Source organism: Flavobacterium sp. FlaQc-47, assembly GCF_044006475.1.
GTDB lineage: Bacteria > Bacteroidota > Bacteroidia > Flavobacteriales > Flavobacteriaceae > Flavobacterium.
Window position 1 is genome coordinate 681,334 of record NZ_JBIPCQ010000002.1, and the last position, 17,598, is coordinate 698,931.

13 protein-coding genes are annotated in these 17,598 nt (G+C 33.5%); 4 read left to right on the plus strand and 9 right to left on the minus strand.

Features of this window, described 5'->3' with window-relative positions; translation table 11 throughout:
- Positions 1–101: 101 nt before the first annotated feature.
- Both ACHRVX_RS08915 and ACHRVX_RS08920 read right to left on the minus strand, forming a co-directional pair.
- Positions 102–473, minus strand: coding sequence for a YraN family protein (locus ACHRVX_RS08915; protein WP_395331367.1), 372 nt, complete (start codon positions 471–473; stop codon positions 102–104).
- 170 nt (positions 474–643) lie between these two features.
- Positions 644–1,543: an LD-carboxypeptidase gene (locus ACHRVX_RS08920; protein ID WP_395331369.1), complete on the minus strand. Its 900-nt coding sequence runs from the start codon at positions 1,541–1,543 to the stop codon at positions 644–646.
- A 229-nt stretch (positions 1,544–1,772) separates the two neighbouring features.
- Between ACHRVX_RS08920 and ACHRVX_RS08925 the strand changes: the two genes are divergently transcribed.
- From ACHRVX_RS08925 to ACHRVX_RS08935, 3 genes are all read left to right on the plus strand, one after another.
- Positions 1,773–2,873, plus strand: coding sequence for an endonuclease/exonuclease/phosphatase family protein (locus ACHRVX_RS08925; RefSeq protein WP_395331371.1), 1,101 nt, complete (start codon positions 1,773–1,775; stop codon positions 2,871–2,873).
- A 132-nt stretch (positions 2,874–3,005) separates the two neighbouring features.
- Positions 3,006–3,545 (plus strand): 3-hydroxyanthranilate 3,4-dioxygenase, encoded by a 540-nt coding sequence (locus tag ACHRVX_RS08930; protein ID WP_395331373.1) that lies wholly within the window; start codon positions 3,006–3,008, stop codon positions 3,543–3,545.
- A gap of 233 nt (positions 3,546–3,778) precedes the next feature.
- Complete coding sequence (locus tag ACHRVX_RS08935) at positions 3,779–4,090, plus strand: hypothetical protein (protein ID WP_395331375.1); 312 nt, start codon at positions 3,779–3,781, stop codon at positions 4,088–4,090.
- A gap of 1 nt (position 4,091) precedes the next feature.
- On the opposite strand, the gene ACHRVX_RS08940 is transcribed toward ACHRVX_RS08935, so the two are convergent.
- On the minus strand, positions 4,092–4,382 hold the full coding sequence (locus tag ACHRVX_RS08940; RefSeq protein WP_395331377.1) for a type II toxin-antitoxin system RelE/ParE family toxin: 291 nt from the start codon (positions 4,380–4,382) through the stop codon (positions 4,092–4,094).
- Between the two features lie 51 nt (positions 4,383–4,433).
- On the minus strand, positions 4,434–5,393 hold the full coding sequence (locus ACHRVX_RS08945; RefSeq protein ID WP_395331379.1) for an MBL fold metallo-hydrolase: 960 nt from the start codon (positions 5,391–5,393) through the stop codon (positions 4,434–4,436).
- Between the two features lie 181 nt (positions 5,394–5,574).
- Between ACHRVX_RS08945 and ACHRVX_RS08950 the strand changes: the two genes are divergently transcribed.
- Positions 5,575–7,128: an aldehyde dehydrogenase family protein gene (locus ACHRVX_RS08950; protein ID WP_395331381.1), complete on the plus strand. Its 1,554-nt coding sequence runs from the start codon at positions 5,575–5,577 to the stop codon at positions 7,126–7,128.
- 67 nt (positions 7,129–7,195) lie between these two features.
- On the opposite strand, the gene ACHRVX_RS08955 is transcribed toward ACHRVX_RS08950, so the two are convergent.
- The 5 genes from ACHRVX_RS08955 to ACHRVX_RS08975 all read right to left on the minus strand — a co-directional run bounded on the left by ACHRVX_RS08955 (position 7,196) and on the right by ACHRVX_RS08975 (position 17,592).
- Positions 7,196–10,048, minus strand: a complete 2,853-nt coding sequence (locus ACHRVX_RS08955) for a T9SS type A sorting domain-containing protein (RefSeq protein ID WP_395331383.1) — start codon at positions 10,046–10,048, stop codon at positions 7,196–7,198.
- A gap of 597 nt (positions 10,049–10,645) precedes the next feature.
- Positions 10,646–13,195 (minus strand): T9SS type A sorting domain-containing protein, encoded by a 2,550-nt coding sequence (locus ACHRVX_RS08960; protein ID WP_395331385.1) that lies wholly within the window; start codon positions 13,193–13,195, stop codon positions 10,646–10,648.
- Positions 13,196–13,781: 586 nt separating this feature from the next.
- A complete protein-coding gene (locus ACHRVX_RS08965; RefSeq protein ID WP_395331387.1) occupies positions 13,782–14,555 on the minus strand; it encodes a Bax inhibitor-1/YccA family protein in 774 nt (257 codons plus the stop codon).
- Between the two features lie 141 nt (positions 14,556–14,696).
- On the minus strand, positions 14,697–16,088 hold the full coding sequence (locus ACHRVX_RS08970) for an NADH-quinone oxidoreductase subunit N (RefSeq protein ID WP_395331389.1): 1,392 nt from the start codon (positions 16,086–16,088) through the stop codon (positions 14,697–14,699).
- A 64-nt stretch (positions 16,089–16,152) separates the two neighbouring features.
- Positions 16,153–17,592, minus strand: a complete 1,440-nt coding sequence (locus ACHRVX_RS08975) for a NuoM family protein (RefSeq protein WP_395331391.1) — start codon at positions 17,590–17,592, stop codon at positions 16,153–16,155.
- Positions 17,593–17,598 lie beyond the last annotated feature (6 nt).

Here is a 17,598-nt window from a genome sequence, read left to right on the forward strand (position 1 = left end):
GTAACTTAATTGTGGTTGTTTGGTGTAATAGCGATGTTATAAATCTTGGCAAAGATAAATAAAAAAACAATTTGTTACAAATATAACAATAAAAATTTATGTTAAAAATGATAAAAAGCGTCTGTAAGATGTTCAATTGCAAATGTTTCGCCGCTTTTATGAATGGCCATTATGTCAAATCTGATATTTAAATCATCACAAAAATCCTTTTCCCTATCGTTTATGTAGGCATTTACTGCTTTAACGAGAAGCTGAATCTTTTTTGGCTTCACAAAATCTTGTGGAGCACCAAAATCTAAACTTGATCTGGTTTTGACTTCAATAACCGCTAAAATATCATCTTTTAGTGCAATAATATCAATTTCAGCCTTTTGAAAAGTCCAGTTTCGATCTAAAATTTTATAACCTTCTTTCTGAAGAAATTCTACAGCAAGATTTTCTCCTTTTTTTCCTAATTCATTATGTTCGGCCATTTTTTAATTGTGAATTATAAGTTATGAATTATGAATTATGCTGTAGCGAATAATTTGCGCGCAAAGTCGTAAAGACGCAAAGCAATTTGGTTAAAACTTTGCGTCTTTGCGACTTTGCGAGAGATATATTGTGGTATTTTTTTCTTATTTAAAAGAAATGAGCGACTATATTATTTTTGAAAAGAAACAGTACTTCCCGTTCCGTTTACTTCAATTGTAATAGTGTTTCCCATTATCAAAGCGCGATTGTCCTGAATATGTCCCGCCGGAAAGTTAAAAATTACCGGAATATTGTATTTTTTAGTCACATCATCGACGATTTCAACTGCATTTTTCCCCCATGGTACTTCGTTATCTTTCATTTTAGTCATGCCGCCAACAATAATTCCCTTTAGGTTTTCGATACATCCATTACGCCTTAAATTCATCATCATTCGGTCAATATGATACAAATATTCATCAAGATCTTCGATAAATAAAATTTTATCCTTGCAATCAATTGCTGATGGAGAACCTAGTAAACTGTATAAAATAGACAAGTTACCACCAACTAATTCTCCGGTTGCTTTCCCGAATCTATTCATTTTGTCCGGAGCAATAGAATAGGACAATGGCTCACCAAACAAACTTGATTTCATGGAACTAATTGCCGCTGGAGTAGCACGAGGAATTGTAACCGGCATTACACCATGAATCGATTTATAGCCCATTGTGTTCAAATGATTGTGTAAAACCGTTACGTCACTAAAACCAATAATCCATTTTGGGTGTTGCTTGAACTTAGTAAAGTCTAAAAGATCAACCATTCTTACCGTTCCGTATCCGCCACGAACACACCAAATTGCTTTTATATTCGGATTATCCAACTGATGCTGAAAATCTGCAGCACGTTGTTCATCGGTTCCTGCAAGCTGATTAAAGTCAAGTCCAATTGTGGTTCCTACAACGGCTTCTAACCCCCAACTGTGCAATAAATCAATGGTTGGTTTTAAGTTATCGTCGACATTTTTTCTTGCAGTTGCTAAAATAGCTACAGTATCTCCTTTTTGTAAATAAGTTGGTGTTATCATGTTTTGTTGGGATTGACAGTTGAATGATTGCAGAGCAAAAATAAGAAATACGAATTTACAAAAACAAAAGTGTTTCCTGAAGTATTGAATTGGGCTCGTTTTCATGTTTTTCGCGGGTTCATTTATTAAATATAAACAAATATAGATATTTTAAAAAATAAAATAATTAGAAAATTCTTACAAATTAATTTATTTGTCTAAATTGAACTTTTTTAAAACATCAAATTTTATGAAGCTTACCAGATTATATCTTTATTGTATTGCAATTTTTTCATTTTCATTTTTGCAGTCACAATCAAAAAAATACACAATTCACACCGTTACTTTCTATAATTTCGAAAATCTTTTTGACACGATAAATGATCCAACAACTCATGATGACGAATGGACGCCAAACGGAGCGCAACATTGGACAAAAGAAAAGTACGAACAAAAATTAAAAAATCTTTCCAGAGTTCTGTCCGAAATAGGAACGCCGGAAAATTCAAACGCACCAACATTAATAGGAGGTTCTGAAATTGAAAATCGCGGTGTTCTTGAAGACTTAATCAAACAGCCTAAATTACAGAGTTTTGATTACGGAATTATTCACTTTGATTCGCCGGATAAACGTGGAATTGATGTTGCATTGCTCTATCAAAAAAAACATTTCAAACCTACGTCATATTCCAATATTCCTTTATATATCTACAAAAATAATTCAATTGCAAAAGAGGAAAAGAAGGAGGCATCAGATGATGAATTCGAAATAAAAACGGAAAATAAAAACCGAATTTTCACCAGAGATCAGCTTTTGATAACAGGATTTCTGGAAGATGAGGAAATTCATATTATCGTGAATCACTGGCCTTCGAGATCTGGAGGTGAGAAAAAAAGTAGTCCGTTTCGTGAAGCAGCAGGAAATTTAAACAGGAGAATTATTGATTCACTCCAACAAATAAATCCCAATGCAAAAGTCATGACGATGGGCGATTTAAACGATGGTCCGTTTAACAGAAGCGTAAAAGTCGCCTTAGGAGCAAAAGCCAAAAAGAGCGAAGTTCCCAAATTTGGCACCTTTAATCCGTTTGAAGAAATGGCAAATAAAGGCATGGGAACAATTGCCTTTAGAGATTCCTGGGATGTTTTTGATCAGATTATCATAACCGAATCTCTCCTAAAACCTGATTTTTCAACATTCAAATTTTGGAAAGCCGGTATTTTTAATAAGCCGTTTCTGGTTCAGACTTCGGGGCAATATAAAGGATATCCGTTACGCCACAGTTTAACCGAAGTTGGATTTAGTGATCATTTTCCTGTTTATATTTATTTGATAAAAGAGATGAAATAGTCGCAGTTTACAGTCTCAACTTATTGGAAACTGTGACTTAAAAATTTTCACATCGCAACTTACTGAAAACTGCGACTGAAAACTGAAAACTTTTTCCTTAACTTAGCTTCATAGAAATTAACCTTCAAAAAAATGTCAATAGCAAAGCCCTTCAATCTTACTAAATGGATCGACGAAAACCGTCATTTACTTAAACCACCAGTTGGAAATAAAAATCTGTATGTGGATTCCGGTGATTATATCGTGATGATTGTCGCGGGACCAAATGCCAGAAAAGATTATCATTATAATGAAACCGAAGAACTTTTTTATCAACTTGAAGGTAGTATAAAAGTGATTATTCAGGAAGAGGGCGAACGCAAAGAAATGGAATTACATGCAGGCGATATGTATCTTCATCCTGCAAAAATTCCGCATTCACCAGTTCGTTCAGAAGGTTCTATAGGTTTGGTAATCGAACGTAAACGTGCCGGAAAAGGATATACTGACGGATTGCTTTGGCATTGCGAGAATTGCAATCATAAACTTTACGAAGTGTTTTTTGAACTTCACAATATCGAAAAAGATTTCCTGCCACATTTCGAATATTTCTATAATTCTGAAGAGTTAAGAACCTGCGATAAATGCGGAACCGTAATGGAAAGTGATCCTAGATTTGTTGCGAAGAAATAAGTGTCATTTTGAAATATGTCAAATAGCAATTTTGGAATTTTAAAATGGTAGTTTTTAGTTTTTTCGGAGCTATTTCCCGCTATCCGTTTCAATCTTTTCCTGGCTAAAGAAGCCAGAAAAAGGATTTCCACTTCTATCGGGGCTAGCGAATTCAATTTCATAAGAATGATTGTATTTTTAAAGAAAGAATATTACTATATTTGCCTCATAAATGATATAAAATTAAATCAAAAATGATACAAGAAATTATCACATATAAAAATATACTTAATAGTATAGAGGAATTAATGGATAAATCGCCATTTAAAAAAACATATATTATTGAAAAAGCTGGTATACCAAGTCCTACTTTTTACAGAAAACTAAAAACTCAGACTTTTACTCCAGATGAGATGCTTTCTATTGCAAAAATACTTTCTCCGGAAGAAAATTTTCGATTAGAACTAAAAGCAGAAATTGAGCAAGGTAAACTTGATCTAAAGAATGGGGATTTTATAACGCATGAGGAAGTGTTAGAGGAATTAAAAAGAAAAAACCTAATATAAATTACAAATTATACATGTCTATTGGTTGTTGGCGATTATTCCAAAGAGCGATTAATGTAATAAAGCTTTCTTCTACTTCGTAATATAAGGTAATTTGTTTTGAAATCAATATTTCCCGACATTCCAAATCGGGTCTGTATTTCCCTAATTCGGGGTTGTTTTCTAGTAGTTTGGTAATGTGCATAACATCTTTTATAAACTTCTTAGTAATAAAAGGACTCCAATAGTGTTCAAGATAATTCTGAATACTATCAAAATTATATTTTGCTTTTTTAGACCAAATAATTTCCATTCAATTTCTAATTATTGGCTAAATTATAAAAATTAACTTACAAATAATTATTTACAACTCAAATCTTTTCCCTTGTTCCGGATAAATAATATACAAACCAAGATCATTTTGTTTTTGTAATTGTTCTTTAAGTTTGATAATATTTTTAGTTGGCGGTTTCAAATGCGTAACAATAATATTAAAACCTTTCAAAATTCCTTTTCCTGATAAATCTTCTAAAGTGTGAAGTTCTTTCATTAAATAATTTGGCGTTAAATGCCCAAACAAAAATTGATCTGGTTGTTCATTAGGGAACGAAACTTCAATAAAAATTCCTTTCAATTGTTTGCTTTTTACAAGAGGAGCAATCGCTGTCCAAAGTGTTTTTAATTTATCGCTTTTTTCTACCGAATCAGGACCTGTATCTCCCAGATAAAGCACATATGATTCTCCATTTTTAATTAAAAATGCAGTACTTTCAAATGGATTCACATGACTAAGCGGAAAAGCTTTTACGGTCATGGCTGTATTTGTAATGGGAGTTTCTTCACCGATATTTAAAGTTTGAAAATGATATTTTTTCAAAGGCTTTCCCGGGCCTTTATCTCCAAAATTCGCCCAGGTTTCGTCATTAAAATAATGATTTTCCATCATTTCCATACATTTTTCAGTCGCATAAACCGTCTTCGAAGAATCTGCGGGAGAGTTGATAATCAATCCCGAAACGTGATCTAAGTGTGCGTGCGAAATAAAATATCCTTTAATGTATTTTCGCAAAACTTCCTCTGTTGAAACTCTAAATACTTTATTTTCAATTGCTTTTTCGATTCCGGCATTTATAGTTCCGGCATCTAACGAAATAAAATCATTGGTATTTGTTGGAGCGACTAAATAAGCTGAAAGATTTTTTTCATCAATTCCGCCTTTTATTCCCAACGGAACAACCTGAAAAGAGGATTTTTGTTCTTTTTGAGAAAATGCATTCACAGAAATTAAGACGAAACAAATAAAAAAGCGATTGAAGATAGACATATTTAAATAATTTTGTTACTGCAAAGTTGCTGAATTACGACGAATAAATAGAGGAATATTTCTTTAATTCATTTTTATTAATCCTAAATTTACTTGATTTTAACAAAGTCGTTCGGTTGAAATTCAACACGAAATAATATCTTTACATAAAAATATAACAATTTTAACTAAAAAAGTTACAATGACAACAATAGCATCGCAATTTGGAATGAATGAGGCTCTGGAAAAATTAGGCATCAAATTGATCAATGAAGGAACATCGACTGGTGTAAATAATTTTTCATCAGGAGAAATTTTGGATAGTTTCTCACCGGTTGACGGAAAATTGATTGCTTCGGTAAAAATGTCCACACAGGAGGATTATGAAAAAGTAATGCAATCAGCCACTGAGGCTTTCAAAACTTTTCGTTTAATTCCAGCGCCACAACGTGGAGAAATTGTTCGTCAGTTTGGGCAAAAGTTGCGTGAAAATAAAGAAGCTCTTGGTAAACTGGTTTCTTACGAAATGGGAAAATCATTGCAGGAAGGATACGGTGAAGTACAGGAAATGATCGATATCTGTGATTTTGCGGTTGGATTATCTCGTCAATTACACGGATTAACCATGCATTCTGAAAGACCCGGACACCGCATGTATGAGCAATATCATTCATTAGGAGTTGTGGGGATTATTTCGGCATTTAACTTTCCGGTTGCAGTTTGGTCATGGAATACGGCTTTAGCATGGATTGCGGGCGATGTTTGCGTTTGGAAACCTTCTGAAAAAACACCTCTTTGCGGAATTGCATGCCAAAACATCATTGCTCAGGTTATTAAAGAAAATAATCTTCCGGAAGGAATTTCTTGTTTGATTAATGGAGATTATCAAATAGGAGAATTAATGACGGCGGATACCAGAATTCCGTTAGTTTCTGCAACAGGTTCAACCCGAATGGGAAAAATTGTGGCACAAGCCGTGGCAGGACGTTTAGGAAGATCATTATTAGAGTTAGGAGGAAATAATGCTATTATTGTGACACCGGATGCGGACATAAAAATGACGGTTATTGGTGCTGTTTTTGGTGCTGTAGGAACTGCAGGACAGCGTTGTACATCAACACGCCGATTAATCATTCACGAGAGTATTTATGATAAAGTAAAAGATGCTTTGGTTGCTGCGTACAAGCAATTACGAATTGGAAATCCGCTTGACGAAAACAATCATGTAGGACCTTTAATTGATACTCATGCCGTTGAAATGTATGCGATTGCTTTGAACAAAGTAGTTGCCGAAGGTGGAAAAATTTTAGTTGAGGGCGGAGTGCTTTCAGGCGAAGGTTATGAAAGTGGTTGTTATGTAAAACCCGCTATTGCCGAAGCTCAAAATTCATATGCCATTGTACAGCACGAAACATTTGCTCCGGTTTTATATTTGATCAAATATTCGGGAGATGTTGATAATGCGATTGAAGTTCAAAATGGAGTAGGACAGGGATTGTCATCTGCAATTATGACGAATAATTTACGTGAAGCCGAAAGATTTTTATCAGTAGTAGGTTCTGATTGTGGAATTGCAAATGTAAACATCGGAACTTCCGGAGCTGAAATTGGTGGTGCTTTTGGTGGAGAAAAAGAAACCGGCGGCGGACGTGAATCTGGCTCTGATGCCTGGAAAATTTATATGCGCCGTCAAACCAATACAATCAATTATACCACTAGTTTGCCTTTGGCACAAGGTATTAAATTTGATTTATAGAATTTGATTTTAAAATATTATGTAAAAGGCTTCCAAATTTGGAAGCCTTTTACTTTTAAAAATATATTTATTTCTTTATAATCGTCTGGTGGAATGAGCCATCATTAGTATTTACTTTTACTAAATAAGTTCCCGGAATTAACGGAGTCAAATCAATACTTTCTACCTCTTTTCCAACACTTTTAACTAATACTCCAGATAAATTATAGATTAATATTTGTTCTATTTTCTGACTTGAATTTGATAAATATAAAGTGTTTGTTACAGGATTTGGATATAGAATTGTTTTTGAAGATTGCGTAGTTTTGACTGTTTTTTCAGTTTCAGTAATTTGTGCTATTCTGGCTGTTCCGCTGCTATATTTTGTACTTATATAAAATAAATTGGCGACAGATCCTTTAGTAATTGTGTGAGAACCCGAAGAAATTGAGGCAGTAACAATTCCTGCAGATGCCGTGTAAGAAACATTATCGACCTTAACTGTTCCTGTAAAATTTGAATCGAAAACTAAAGTCAATGTCGAAGCGCTTGTTGTTGTATAGTTAATTGAAGTACTTGACTCGATTTTTAATCTTGCCGTTAAAGTTAGTCCTGCATAACTCACAGATCCTGAGGATGAATTCATGTTTCCTGTAATGTTATAAAATGAACTTGTTTTTCCCAAAGTTGAAAAATTGTGAATTTGATCTGTACCCGGATTACTTGTTGTTACTGTAATAGTTCCTGATCCTGTAGCGGCTGTTCCTGTGCCTACTGTTGCAATTGAATACGAAACAGTTGCTGTTGGTGTTCCGGTAATTGTGATTGTTTTTGCTGAAGCATTTTTTACAAAACTAATTCCAGATGCTGGTAATCCAGTTACTGTGGCATCAGTTGCACTTCCGCCCCATGTAAAAACGATAGAAGCAATTGCCGTTCCGCTGGCTACTGTTTGAGTTTTGTTAGATGGCGAAGTAAGCGTTTGAGCGCTCGCAGATGAAACAGTAATAGTTCCTGATCCTGTGGCTACAGTTCCAGTTCCGCTGGTAGTAATTGAATACGAAACAGTTGCCGTTGGAGTTCCTGTAATAGTAATTGTTTTTGCCGAAGCATTTTTTACAAAACTAATTCCAGATGCCGGTAATCCGGTTACTGTTGCGTCAGTTGCGCTTCCGCCCCAGGTAAAAACAATTGAACTTATTGCTGTTCCGTTCACTACCGTTTGGCTGTTATTTGTTGTAGACGTTAATGTTTGTGAACTTGCAGGAGGATTACCTTCGCCTTGTACGGCAACTAATGAACCTGTATAGTTGGTAAGTGCTGATTTTAAAGCTGTAATTACAAGTGATGATTTATCATCGATACTATTGTCAAATGTCCATTTTAAATCTCCGCCGGAAACACGTCCTGCGTATTGTGTTACTTTAGTTTTTGCAGTTGCCGGTTGATCTGTCACTAAGTTTTTTACATATAATGATGCATTTGTATCAAAGTTATTATACGTGTTTGCTCCTGATTTAGATTTTACATTACTGCTCACAACCTCACCTCTTGAAGATGCTGCATAAGCATCAAAATCTGTAGTAGAACTAATTTTTCCTGAAATATTATATAAAGGATTGGTGTCTCCATAAGCTACGAATCGCATATTGTTTGTAGCAATATCTGCATCAAAAGTATTATTAAAAGCTTTAATCGACCCACCTGCTTCACCAGAGAAAGTTCCCATAGTTCCGGCATTATTCACCTGATTGGCTTCGTCCCAAATATCTGAACCTTGTAAAGATGTTAGCATGGGATGTTTGCTGTTTCGGAAATAATTTCCTTCAACAAATAGGGAAGAACCCAATGTAGATCCAGAACCGTATTTTGAAACACCGTCAAAATAATTATTATAAATATGTGCCGAATAATAGCGTACACGAGGATGACGAGAATCTGAATGGTCGAACCAGTTGTGGTGATACGTAATGTATAAACCTGTTGTAGTTCCTTCGCTTAATCCTAAAAGACTTGCTTTTCCGCTGTCCCAAAAGTGATTATACGCTAAGGTTATATAGGTTGATGTTTTATTATCCAGTGCGCCGTCACCTTTTATCTGGTCAGCATCACTTCCTGCATTTCCATAAAATAAATCACAATTGTGAACCCAAATATGGTCATTGTCCTGCTGCATTCCAATATTATCTCCTGCCGTACTATTACAGTTCATAACACCAATATTGCTTACTTCTATATTTGATGCTGCTTTAAGACGTATTCCCCAACCATTGGCAACTGCATCGTTTCCAACGCCTTCCAGAGTTACGTAACTGGATGCGTTATTGGCATTTTCAATTACGATATCTCCGCCTTCCATTACGCTGAAATCTGTAATATTTCCGATTAATCGAATAATAAAAGGGCGTGTGTCTTTTCCTTTTTTAATCGCATAAAGAATATTTTGTAAACCAACACAAGGATTTGTGCTCGCTCCTGTGATGTCCAGTGAGATCGTGTTTTTTGTGTTTTGAGTAATGTATAAAATCACCGCACCGGTTTTTGGAGTTCCATCAGCATTATAACCGCCAGGAACGCGACCTCCGTCAAAAGCAAAACCATTTCGATCTTGTGCTAATACAGTTAAATTCCCCGTTGTGGCTCCTGTTCCTTCGGTTCCTGATAGTACAGGTTTTACTTTTATGGTATATGTTCCGGCTTTTAGTCCCGGAACATCAGCTCTGTAGTAAGAACCGTAACTTCTGATAAGTTGATCGTCAATTTTTTTGTCAACAAATCCATTTCCGCTATAATAAACATTGTAAGATTGTGCATTGCTAACGGGTTGCCATTTTACAAATGCAGATTCTAACCAGCCTGAGGCTTCGTTAATTGTTACTTGCTGTGCCCATATTTGCGAACAGACAAACAATAAGGCTAAAATAAGTAGGTTTTTTTTCATAATTGTGGTTTTTTAGTTAATAAAGTTTTTTGTGGTTTTTTGGTTATCGAAATCACCTGATTAATTGTAATCGATTGCACAAAAATATATTTAATTTCTTAATTATGTAAAAATTATGCTATAAAAATATTTAAATAATAAAAAATTATATATTTAAATATTGATTATGTAATAAATTACACTAAATGCAATTTATTACATAATGTAAGAAATATTTGTAAGACGTTGTTTGTATTGTGTCTTCAAAAATTGATAGTGGTCGTGAGATTGATAAATTGTCTCTAAATTCAAGTTTGAAACAGTTTTGATGCCGTAATTTAAAAAATAAGAAAAACACTATACATTAGTATTTTAATTGGAGATATTTCGACTCAAAATTGCTTTAATTTTAAATAATTTTGATGAATTGAAGAGGTAAATAGTTTAATAGATTTTATTTCGATACGTTTTATTGAGTGGTTTTTTCTAAAAAAAAAGAGCCTCCAGGCTCGATTAATTTTGTAGAGCTGGAATTCAGTCCAGTTTTGATAAAGTTTTAGGGTATAAAAAAGGCTCCCGATTCAGGAAGCCTTTCTGTTTTTTAATAGTTAGATTAAATTATTTTTTAATTATTTTTTTAGTAAATGTTCCTTTCTCAGTTGTTACCTTAACAATGTAGTTTCCCGTTGCCAGGTTGCTAACATCAATCGATTCAGTCTCTTTTTCAATAGTTTTTATTAACGCTCCTAAGACATTATAGATTTCTACTTTTTGTATATTTTCTGAAGAAATAAAAAGTTCATTCATTACCGGATTAGGATATAAAGTTAATTTCTGAACTTCAAAATTTTCACCTAATCCTAAAGTGCTAAATGCTGTTTTTATATAGAATAAATTTGCAGTATCTTTTTTTGCTATGGTATGATTTCCTGCTGCGATAGGCAAGGTTATGATTCCTCCCGTTGCAGTATAATTAACTCCGTCAATTTTAGCAGTTCCTGCTGGCTCAACAAAAACTAATGTCAATGTACTTGGCTGTGTTGTTGTGTAAGTTATAGTTGTAGCAGTTTCCATTTTTAAACATTGTGTCAATGTTAAACCATTATAAGTAACTGTTCCTTTATTTGTTGCCAGATTACCGGTGAAGGTATAAAATGTGCTTATCTTTGCCGAAACAGTAAAGTCATGAATTTGATCTCCGGCAGCTGGTATAGAAGTTGTTTCAAGAGTTATCATTCCTGATAACTTGGCGGGAGTTCCTCCGGTACCACTCGTTGTAATTGAGAAAGAAACGCTTGCCGTAGGAGTACCCGTTATGGTTATCGTTTTATCAGTTGTATTTTTTATAAAACTTATTCCAGACGCAGGTAATCCGGTTACTGTTGCATCTGTTGCATCACCGCTCCAGGTAAAAATCATTGGTTCAATTGCTGTTTGTTCAGCTACATTTTGGTTAATATCGCTGTCTGTAGTTAATGTTTGACTGCTTTCAATAACCGGAATTTCGCCTTGTACTTTAATTAACGTACTTGTATAATTAGAAAGTGCTGATTTTAATGCTGCAATTACAAGTGAAGATTTATCGTCAGTTGCATTATTAAATATCCATTTTAAATCACCGCCTGAAACTCTCCCTGCATATTGCATAACTTTATTTTTTGCTGCCAAAGGAGAATCGATTACCAGATTTTTTATATATAAAGAAGCATCGGTGTCAAAGTTGTTATAAATATTTCCTCCGGCAAAGGATTTTACAGTAACAGGAACCTGATCTCCACGATTAGTTACAACATATGCATCAAAATCAGTTGTTGAATTTATTTTTCCAGCAATATTGTATAGGGGATTTGTATCTGCATAAGCTACAAAACGCATGCTATTAGTTGCAATATCAGCATCAAAAGTATTATTAAATGCTTTGATGCTTCCCCCCGCTTCACCTGAAAAAGTCCCAACAGTTGTTGCATTATTTTTTTGAGCCGATTCATCCCATGCGTCTGTACCTTGCATTGAGGTCATCATTGGGTTTTTGCTGTTTCTGAAATAATTTCCTTCAACAAATAAAGAAGATCCTAAAGTTGATCCGGCTCCATATTTTGAATTACCATCATAATAATTATTGTAAATATGAGCAGAATAATAGCGAACACGTGGATGACGAGAATCTGAGTGATCAAACCAATTATGATGATAGGTAATATACAAACCCGCAGTAGTTCCTTCGCTTAAACCTAAAAGACTTGCTTTTCCACTATCCCAAAAATGATTATAAGCAAGTGTAATGTAGGTTGAGCTTTTGTTATCAAGCGCTCCGTCGCCTTTTATTTGATCTGCATCACTTCCTGCATCTCCGTAAAATAAATCACAATTATGAACCCAGATGTGATCGTTGTCCTGTTGCATTCCAATATTATCACCTGCAGTACTATTGCAGTTCATAAATCCCAGATTACTAACTTCAATATTAGAAGCTTTTTTCAATCGAATTCCCATTCCGTTAACGACGGCATCATTTCCTACACCTTCTATTGTAACATAGCTATTTACGTTGTTGTTATTTTCAATGGTAATATCACCGCCTTCCATTATTGTCAGGTCAGTTATGTTTCCAATAAGTCGAATGATAAAAGGACGATTATCTTTTCCCTTTTTAATTCCGTAAAGAATATTTTGTAAACCTACGCACGGATTTGTACTGGCTCCTGTTATATTCATCGAAATAGTATTTTTTGTGTTTTGAGTAATGTAAAGAATTACAGCATTATCTTTTGGCGTTCCATCAATTTTATATCCTCCTGGAACGCGTCCGCCTTGAAAAGCGAAACCCGCACGATCCTGAGCTATCACAGTTAGACTTGAGGTAGATGTTCCAGATCCTTCAATTGTTGCAGTTACCGGTTTTACGGTAATAGTGTAATTTCCTGCACTTAGTCCGGGAATGTCAGCCCGAAAATAACTTCCATAGCTGCGAATCAGTTCATTGTCGATTTTTTTGTTTGTTTGACCTCCTCCCGTATAATAAACATTATAAGAGTCAACTCCCGAAACGGGATTCCATTTTACAAAAGCTGATTCCAGCCAGCCTGCTGATTCATTAATTGTTACTTGTTGCGACCATATTTGATGAGAGGTCAATAATAAGAATAGAAAAAGTAGTTCTTTTTTCATAATTGGTGGTTTAAGGTTAGTAAAGCGTGGTTTTTTGTGGTTTTTATTTTTGATTGACAATTTGGGGGTTATTGTAATCGATTACACAAACATAATCAAAATTTCGACATTATTAATATTTTTGCCTTAAAAAACATATGACGTAAAAAAATACCGTTAATTTTAATTAATTTGTAATTTATTACATAAAATGTAATTTATTGCATATTACTGGTGCCGTTACTTACAAAGCTTTTTGAAAGTATTTTTTTATTTTTTTGAGAACTACTTTTTTAATAAATTTTATTTTAAAATCAAGATTATTTACTTTTAAAGTATAAGAAATTACACTTTAAAATTTATTTCTTTTACAAACAATGATTAAATTTTAATAGAATAAAAATTAAAATTTTTTAAAATTTGAATATCCCAATGAAGATATTTGAAATATGCGAGTAGAAAACAGGGAAGATATTTTAGAATAAGATTAGAGGACAAATAACTATCTTCTTAATTTTAAGAAGATGATGTAATGAAATTTAAAGAGCGTAAAAAAAGCCTTTTTGAAAATATCAAAAAGGCTTCGTATGTATTATTTAAAAAGAAATTAATTCTTGCTTGATAATTTTGATAGTAATCTTAAAAATTCAACGTACAACCAAACTAATGTGATCATTAATCCCATGGCACCGTACCACTCCATGAATTTTGGCATTCTTTCCTGAACACCTTTTTCGATTTGATCGAAATCTAAAAATAAGTTTAATGCTGCAATGATAATTACAAAAACACTAATTCCTATACTCATCATTCCATTTCCGTAATGAACAGGGGTGAAATTAAAAATTAAAGAAGCTACCCAAGAAATTAGGTAATAAGTTGCAATTGCTAATGTAGCTGCAATAACTACAGATTTAAATTGCTCTGTAACTTTTACAATTTTAAATTTATAAAGTCCCAGACAAACTAAAAAAGTTACCAGTGTTGCGCTTACCGCATTCACTACAATTCCCGGATACATAGCTTCAAAAATTGCAGAAATTCCTCCAATAAATAATCCTTCAAATAAGGCATAACCCGGAGCTAAATAGGGAGAAAGTTGCGGTTTGAAGGCTGAAATTATAACTAAAATTAATCCAACTATTGCACCACCAATTGTAGGTAACATTGCATTCATTCCGTTAAAAGCCATCCACCATGTTAACATTGCAGATCCGCATAATATTAAAAACAAAATTGCTGTCTTATTAATTGTACCTGACAAAGTCATTTCCTGATTGTAATCAATAATTTGAGCCTGGTGTACTTCTTCAGCTTTTGAAACAGCATTTGATGAAAAACGTTTGTTGCTTAAAAATGGATTTTTAGAATTGAAGTTCATAATAATATTGGTTTTAAAACTCATCAAATATAATCGATATTTTTTGATGTGCCTGTAATACTATGGAATTTTTAACAATTACTACCAATAAAAAAGCCATCAATAACAATTGATGGCTCTATATAAATTATGAATTTACTTTTAGTTTAAAAGATCTAAAACAAGTGATGGAAATAAACCTAAAACAATATTCAAAGTAATCGAAATTACAGCAACTGCATAAATAAGGAAAGGTTTTCCGGTACGTTCCTGATTTGGTTCTTTAGAGTACATTGCTAATATTAATTTGAAATAATAGCCAACACTAATAATCGAATTTATTACAGCAACAATTACTAAAGCAATATATCCTGCCTGAATAGTTTGACTGAATAAGAATAGTTTCGCAAAAAATCCGGAGAAAATTGGAATTCCGGCCATTGACAGTAATGATGCTGTTAGGATTGCTGCTAACAAAGGATTTGTTTTTCCTAAACCGTGAAAATTCGTAATATCTTCATTGTCTTGGTTTTTACATACATATAGAATAACACTAAAAGCAGCTATTCCGGCTAATGCATAAGCGGCTGCATAGTATAATAAAACTCCTGCTGAAGTTGCAATAGTTAATAAAGTCATTAGCATAAAACCTGCATGTGAAATTCCTGAAAATGCCAGCATACGTTTTACATTCACCTGACGTAATGCCATTATATTACCAACAGTCATAGAAGCAATAGAAATAATAACTATAATATTTTCAAAAGTGCCTAAAAGCTCCTGATTGTCTAAAGAAGGTACAAGATTTAATGCCGAAACTAATTTATAAAGTGTTGCAATTGCCACAACTTTGGCTAAAGTACTCATTAATGCAGTAGTCAAAGCTGGAGATCCTTCGTAAACATCCGGAGCCCAAAAATGAAAAGGAACTGCGGCTACTTTAAATAACATACCAATTATCACCATGATCATTCCAATAGGAAACCAGATTGGTAATTCGGCAGATAAAGAACTTTCATGAATTTCCGCAACATCAAAACTTCCCATTGCCCCGTAAATTAAACAAATTCCAAATAAGATAATTCCTGATGCAAATGATCCCATCAAAAAGTATTTCATACCTGCTTCGTTACTTTTTAAATTTAATCTTTCACTTGCTGCTAATACGTAAAGTGAAATGGATAAAATTTCGATTCCCAGAAAAAACATTGCTAAGTTTCCAAAAGAAACCATTGCAACTCCACCAGCTAATAAAAAGATTTTTATAGCCACAAAATCGGAGATTTTGGTTGGATGATTTTCATAAAAATTATGACTTAACGCTACTAAGAAAATAGTTATAATAATAAATAACGATGAAAACGTAGTCGAGAATTTACTCACTGTAATCATATTATTATAGTAACTTGCTGTTGATCCAAACTCGTAATAATTGATTGCCAAAACACCCAATAAACCAAGAATGGTAATAGGAACAATGGCCTTTCTTAAATTAAGAATTTCAAACAATAGGCAAAAAATACCCAATCCTGTTATAGCTATTAATGTATTCATTTTTGTTTTTTTGATTTAGGAAATCTCAAACTAATGATGCCCTAATTTATTTTTATTTAAAATACTAATTTTTATTGATGACGTTTAGGATTGACTCTAAACTTGGAGTAATCAAATCTGTAATTGGTTTTGGATAAAATCCAAAGAAAATTAAAACTGCAATAATTACTACAAATGAAATTCCTTCATTAATAGAAACATCTGCAAAAGTTTTAGAATTTGTTGCTCCTAACATTACATTTTGAAACATTTTAAGCATATAATAAGCTCCTAAAATAATAGTTGTTCCGCCTAAAACAGCAAACCAAACATTAATTTGAGAAAGACTATACAGAACAGTAAATTCCCCAACGAAGTTAAAAGTACTTGGTAAAGCTACCGAAGCCAATACCAAAATTAAAAACATCGAAGTGAATTTTGGTGATTGTGTACGAATACCGCCCATTTCACTAATTTCTCTCGTTTCAAATCTTCTGAAAATAACTTCAGCAGCAAAGAACAATCCTACTACAACAAAACCGTGAGCAATCATTTGTAAAACAGCTCCGCGGAAACCATCAATTGTTAGTGTATAAGTTCCTGCAGCAATTAATCCAACGTGTGCCAGAGAAGAATAAGCTAATAATTTTTTCAAATCTTTTTGTCTTAAAGCAACAATAGATCCGTAAATAACTCCTGCAATTCCTAAAGCAATGAAAATATTCATGTATTCTTTTGCAGCTAGTGGCGCAAGCGGCAACTGCCAACGAATTACACTATACAATCCCATTTTTAACATGATACCGGATAAAAGCATTGTTCCAACAGTTGGTGCTTTTTGGTAAACACTTGCCTGCCAGGTATGAAAAGGAATAATTGGAATTTTAATAGCATAAGCAAAAAAGAAAGCCAAGAATATCCAAAGTTGCTCAGAAGCTGATAAATTTAGTTTGTATAAATCTTCAATCATAAAACTTCCCGCTTTTGTATACAAGTAAATAAAAGCAACAAGCATGAATAAAGATCCTGCAAGAGTATAAATGAAGAATTTAATAACAGCTTTTCTACGTTCTTCTGCATCTCCATTACCCCAAATAAGAGCAATAAAGTAAATAGGAATAAGGGCTAACTCCCAAAAGATATAATATAAAAGACCATCTGCTGCAAGGAAAGTTCCAGTCATAGCAAATGCCATAAATAAAATTAAAGCATAAAAACCTTTAGCATTTTTATATTCATTTCCAAAAGAAGAGAATATAATGATTGGCGTTAAAGCCGCAGTCAATAAAAGCATTGCAATTCCTAATCCATCGGCATTAAGTGCAAATGAAATTTTAGGCTGATTGATCCAGTTGCTGACAAAACTAATACTTTCGCCTGCGTAAAAATGATTTAGTAATACAATTGAACAACCTAAAGCTACCAAACTAAAGAACAAAGCTACTTTTGATGCTAGTTTATCACCGGCAAAATAAGTGACAAATGCACCAATTAAAAGAATAATTAATATAAGAGAAACGTTCATAGTTGT

Excerpts from the sequence above, each read along its gene's own strand:
- ACHRVX_RS08915 (WP_395331367.1), bottom strand. The coding sequence starts at position 473 with ATGGCCGAACATAATGAATTAGGAAAAAAAGGAGAAAATCTTGCTGTA.
- ACHRVX_RS08920 (WP_395331369.1), bottom strand. The coding sequence starts at position 1,543 with ATGATAACACCAACTTATTTACAAAAAGGAGATACTGTAGCTATTTTA.
- ACHRVX_RS08925 (WP_395331371.1), top strand. The coding sequence starts at position 1,773 with ATGAAGCTTACCAGATTATATCTTTATTGTATTGCAATTTTTTCATTT.
- ACHRVX_RS08930 (WP_395331373.1), top strand. The coding sequence starts at position 3,006 with ATGTCAATAGCAAAGCCCTTCAATCTTACTAAATGGATCGACGAAAAC.
- ACHRVX_RS08935 (WP_395331375.1), top strand. The coding sequence starts at position 3,779 with ATGATACAAGAAATTATCACATATAAAAATATACTTAATAGTATAGAG.
- ACHRVX_RS08940 (WP_395331377.1), bottom strand. The coding sequence starts at position 4,382 with ATGGAAATTATTTGGTCTAAAAAAGCAAAATATAATTTTGATAGTATT.
- ACHRVX_RS08945 (WP_395331379.1), bottom strand. The coding sequence starts at position 5,393 with ATGTCTATCTTCAATCGCTTTTTTATTTGTTTCGTCTTAATTTCTGTG.
- ACHRVX_RS08950 (WP_395331381.1), top strand. The coding sequence starts at position 5,575 with ATGACAACAATAGCATCGCAATTTGGAATGAATGAGGCTCTGGAAAAA.
- ACHRVX_RS08955 (WP_395331383.1), bottom strand. The coding sequence starts at position 10,048 with ATGAAAAAAAACCTACTTATTTTAGCCTTATTGTTTGTCTGTTCGCAA.
- ACHRVX_RS08960 (WP_395331385.1), bottom strand. The coding sequence starts at position 13,195 with ATGAAAAAAGAACTACTTTTTCTATTCTTATTATTGACCTCTCATCAA.
- ACHRVX_RS08965 (WP_395331387.1), bottom strand. The coding sequence starts at position 14,555 with ATGAACTTCAATTCTAAAAATCCATTTTTAAGCAACAAACGTTTTTCA.
- ACHRVX_RS08970 (WP_395331389.1), bottom strand. The coding sequence starts at position 16,088 with ATGAATACATTAATAGCTATAACAGGATTGGGTATTTTTTGCCTATTG.
- ACHRVX_RS08975 (WP_395331391.1), bottom strand. The coding sequence starts at position 17,592 with ATGAACGTTTCTCTTATATTAATTATTCTTTTAATTGGTGCATTTGTC.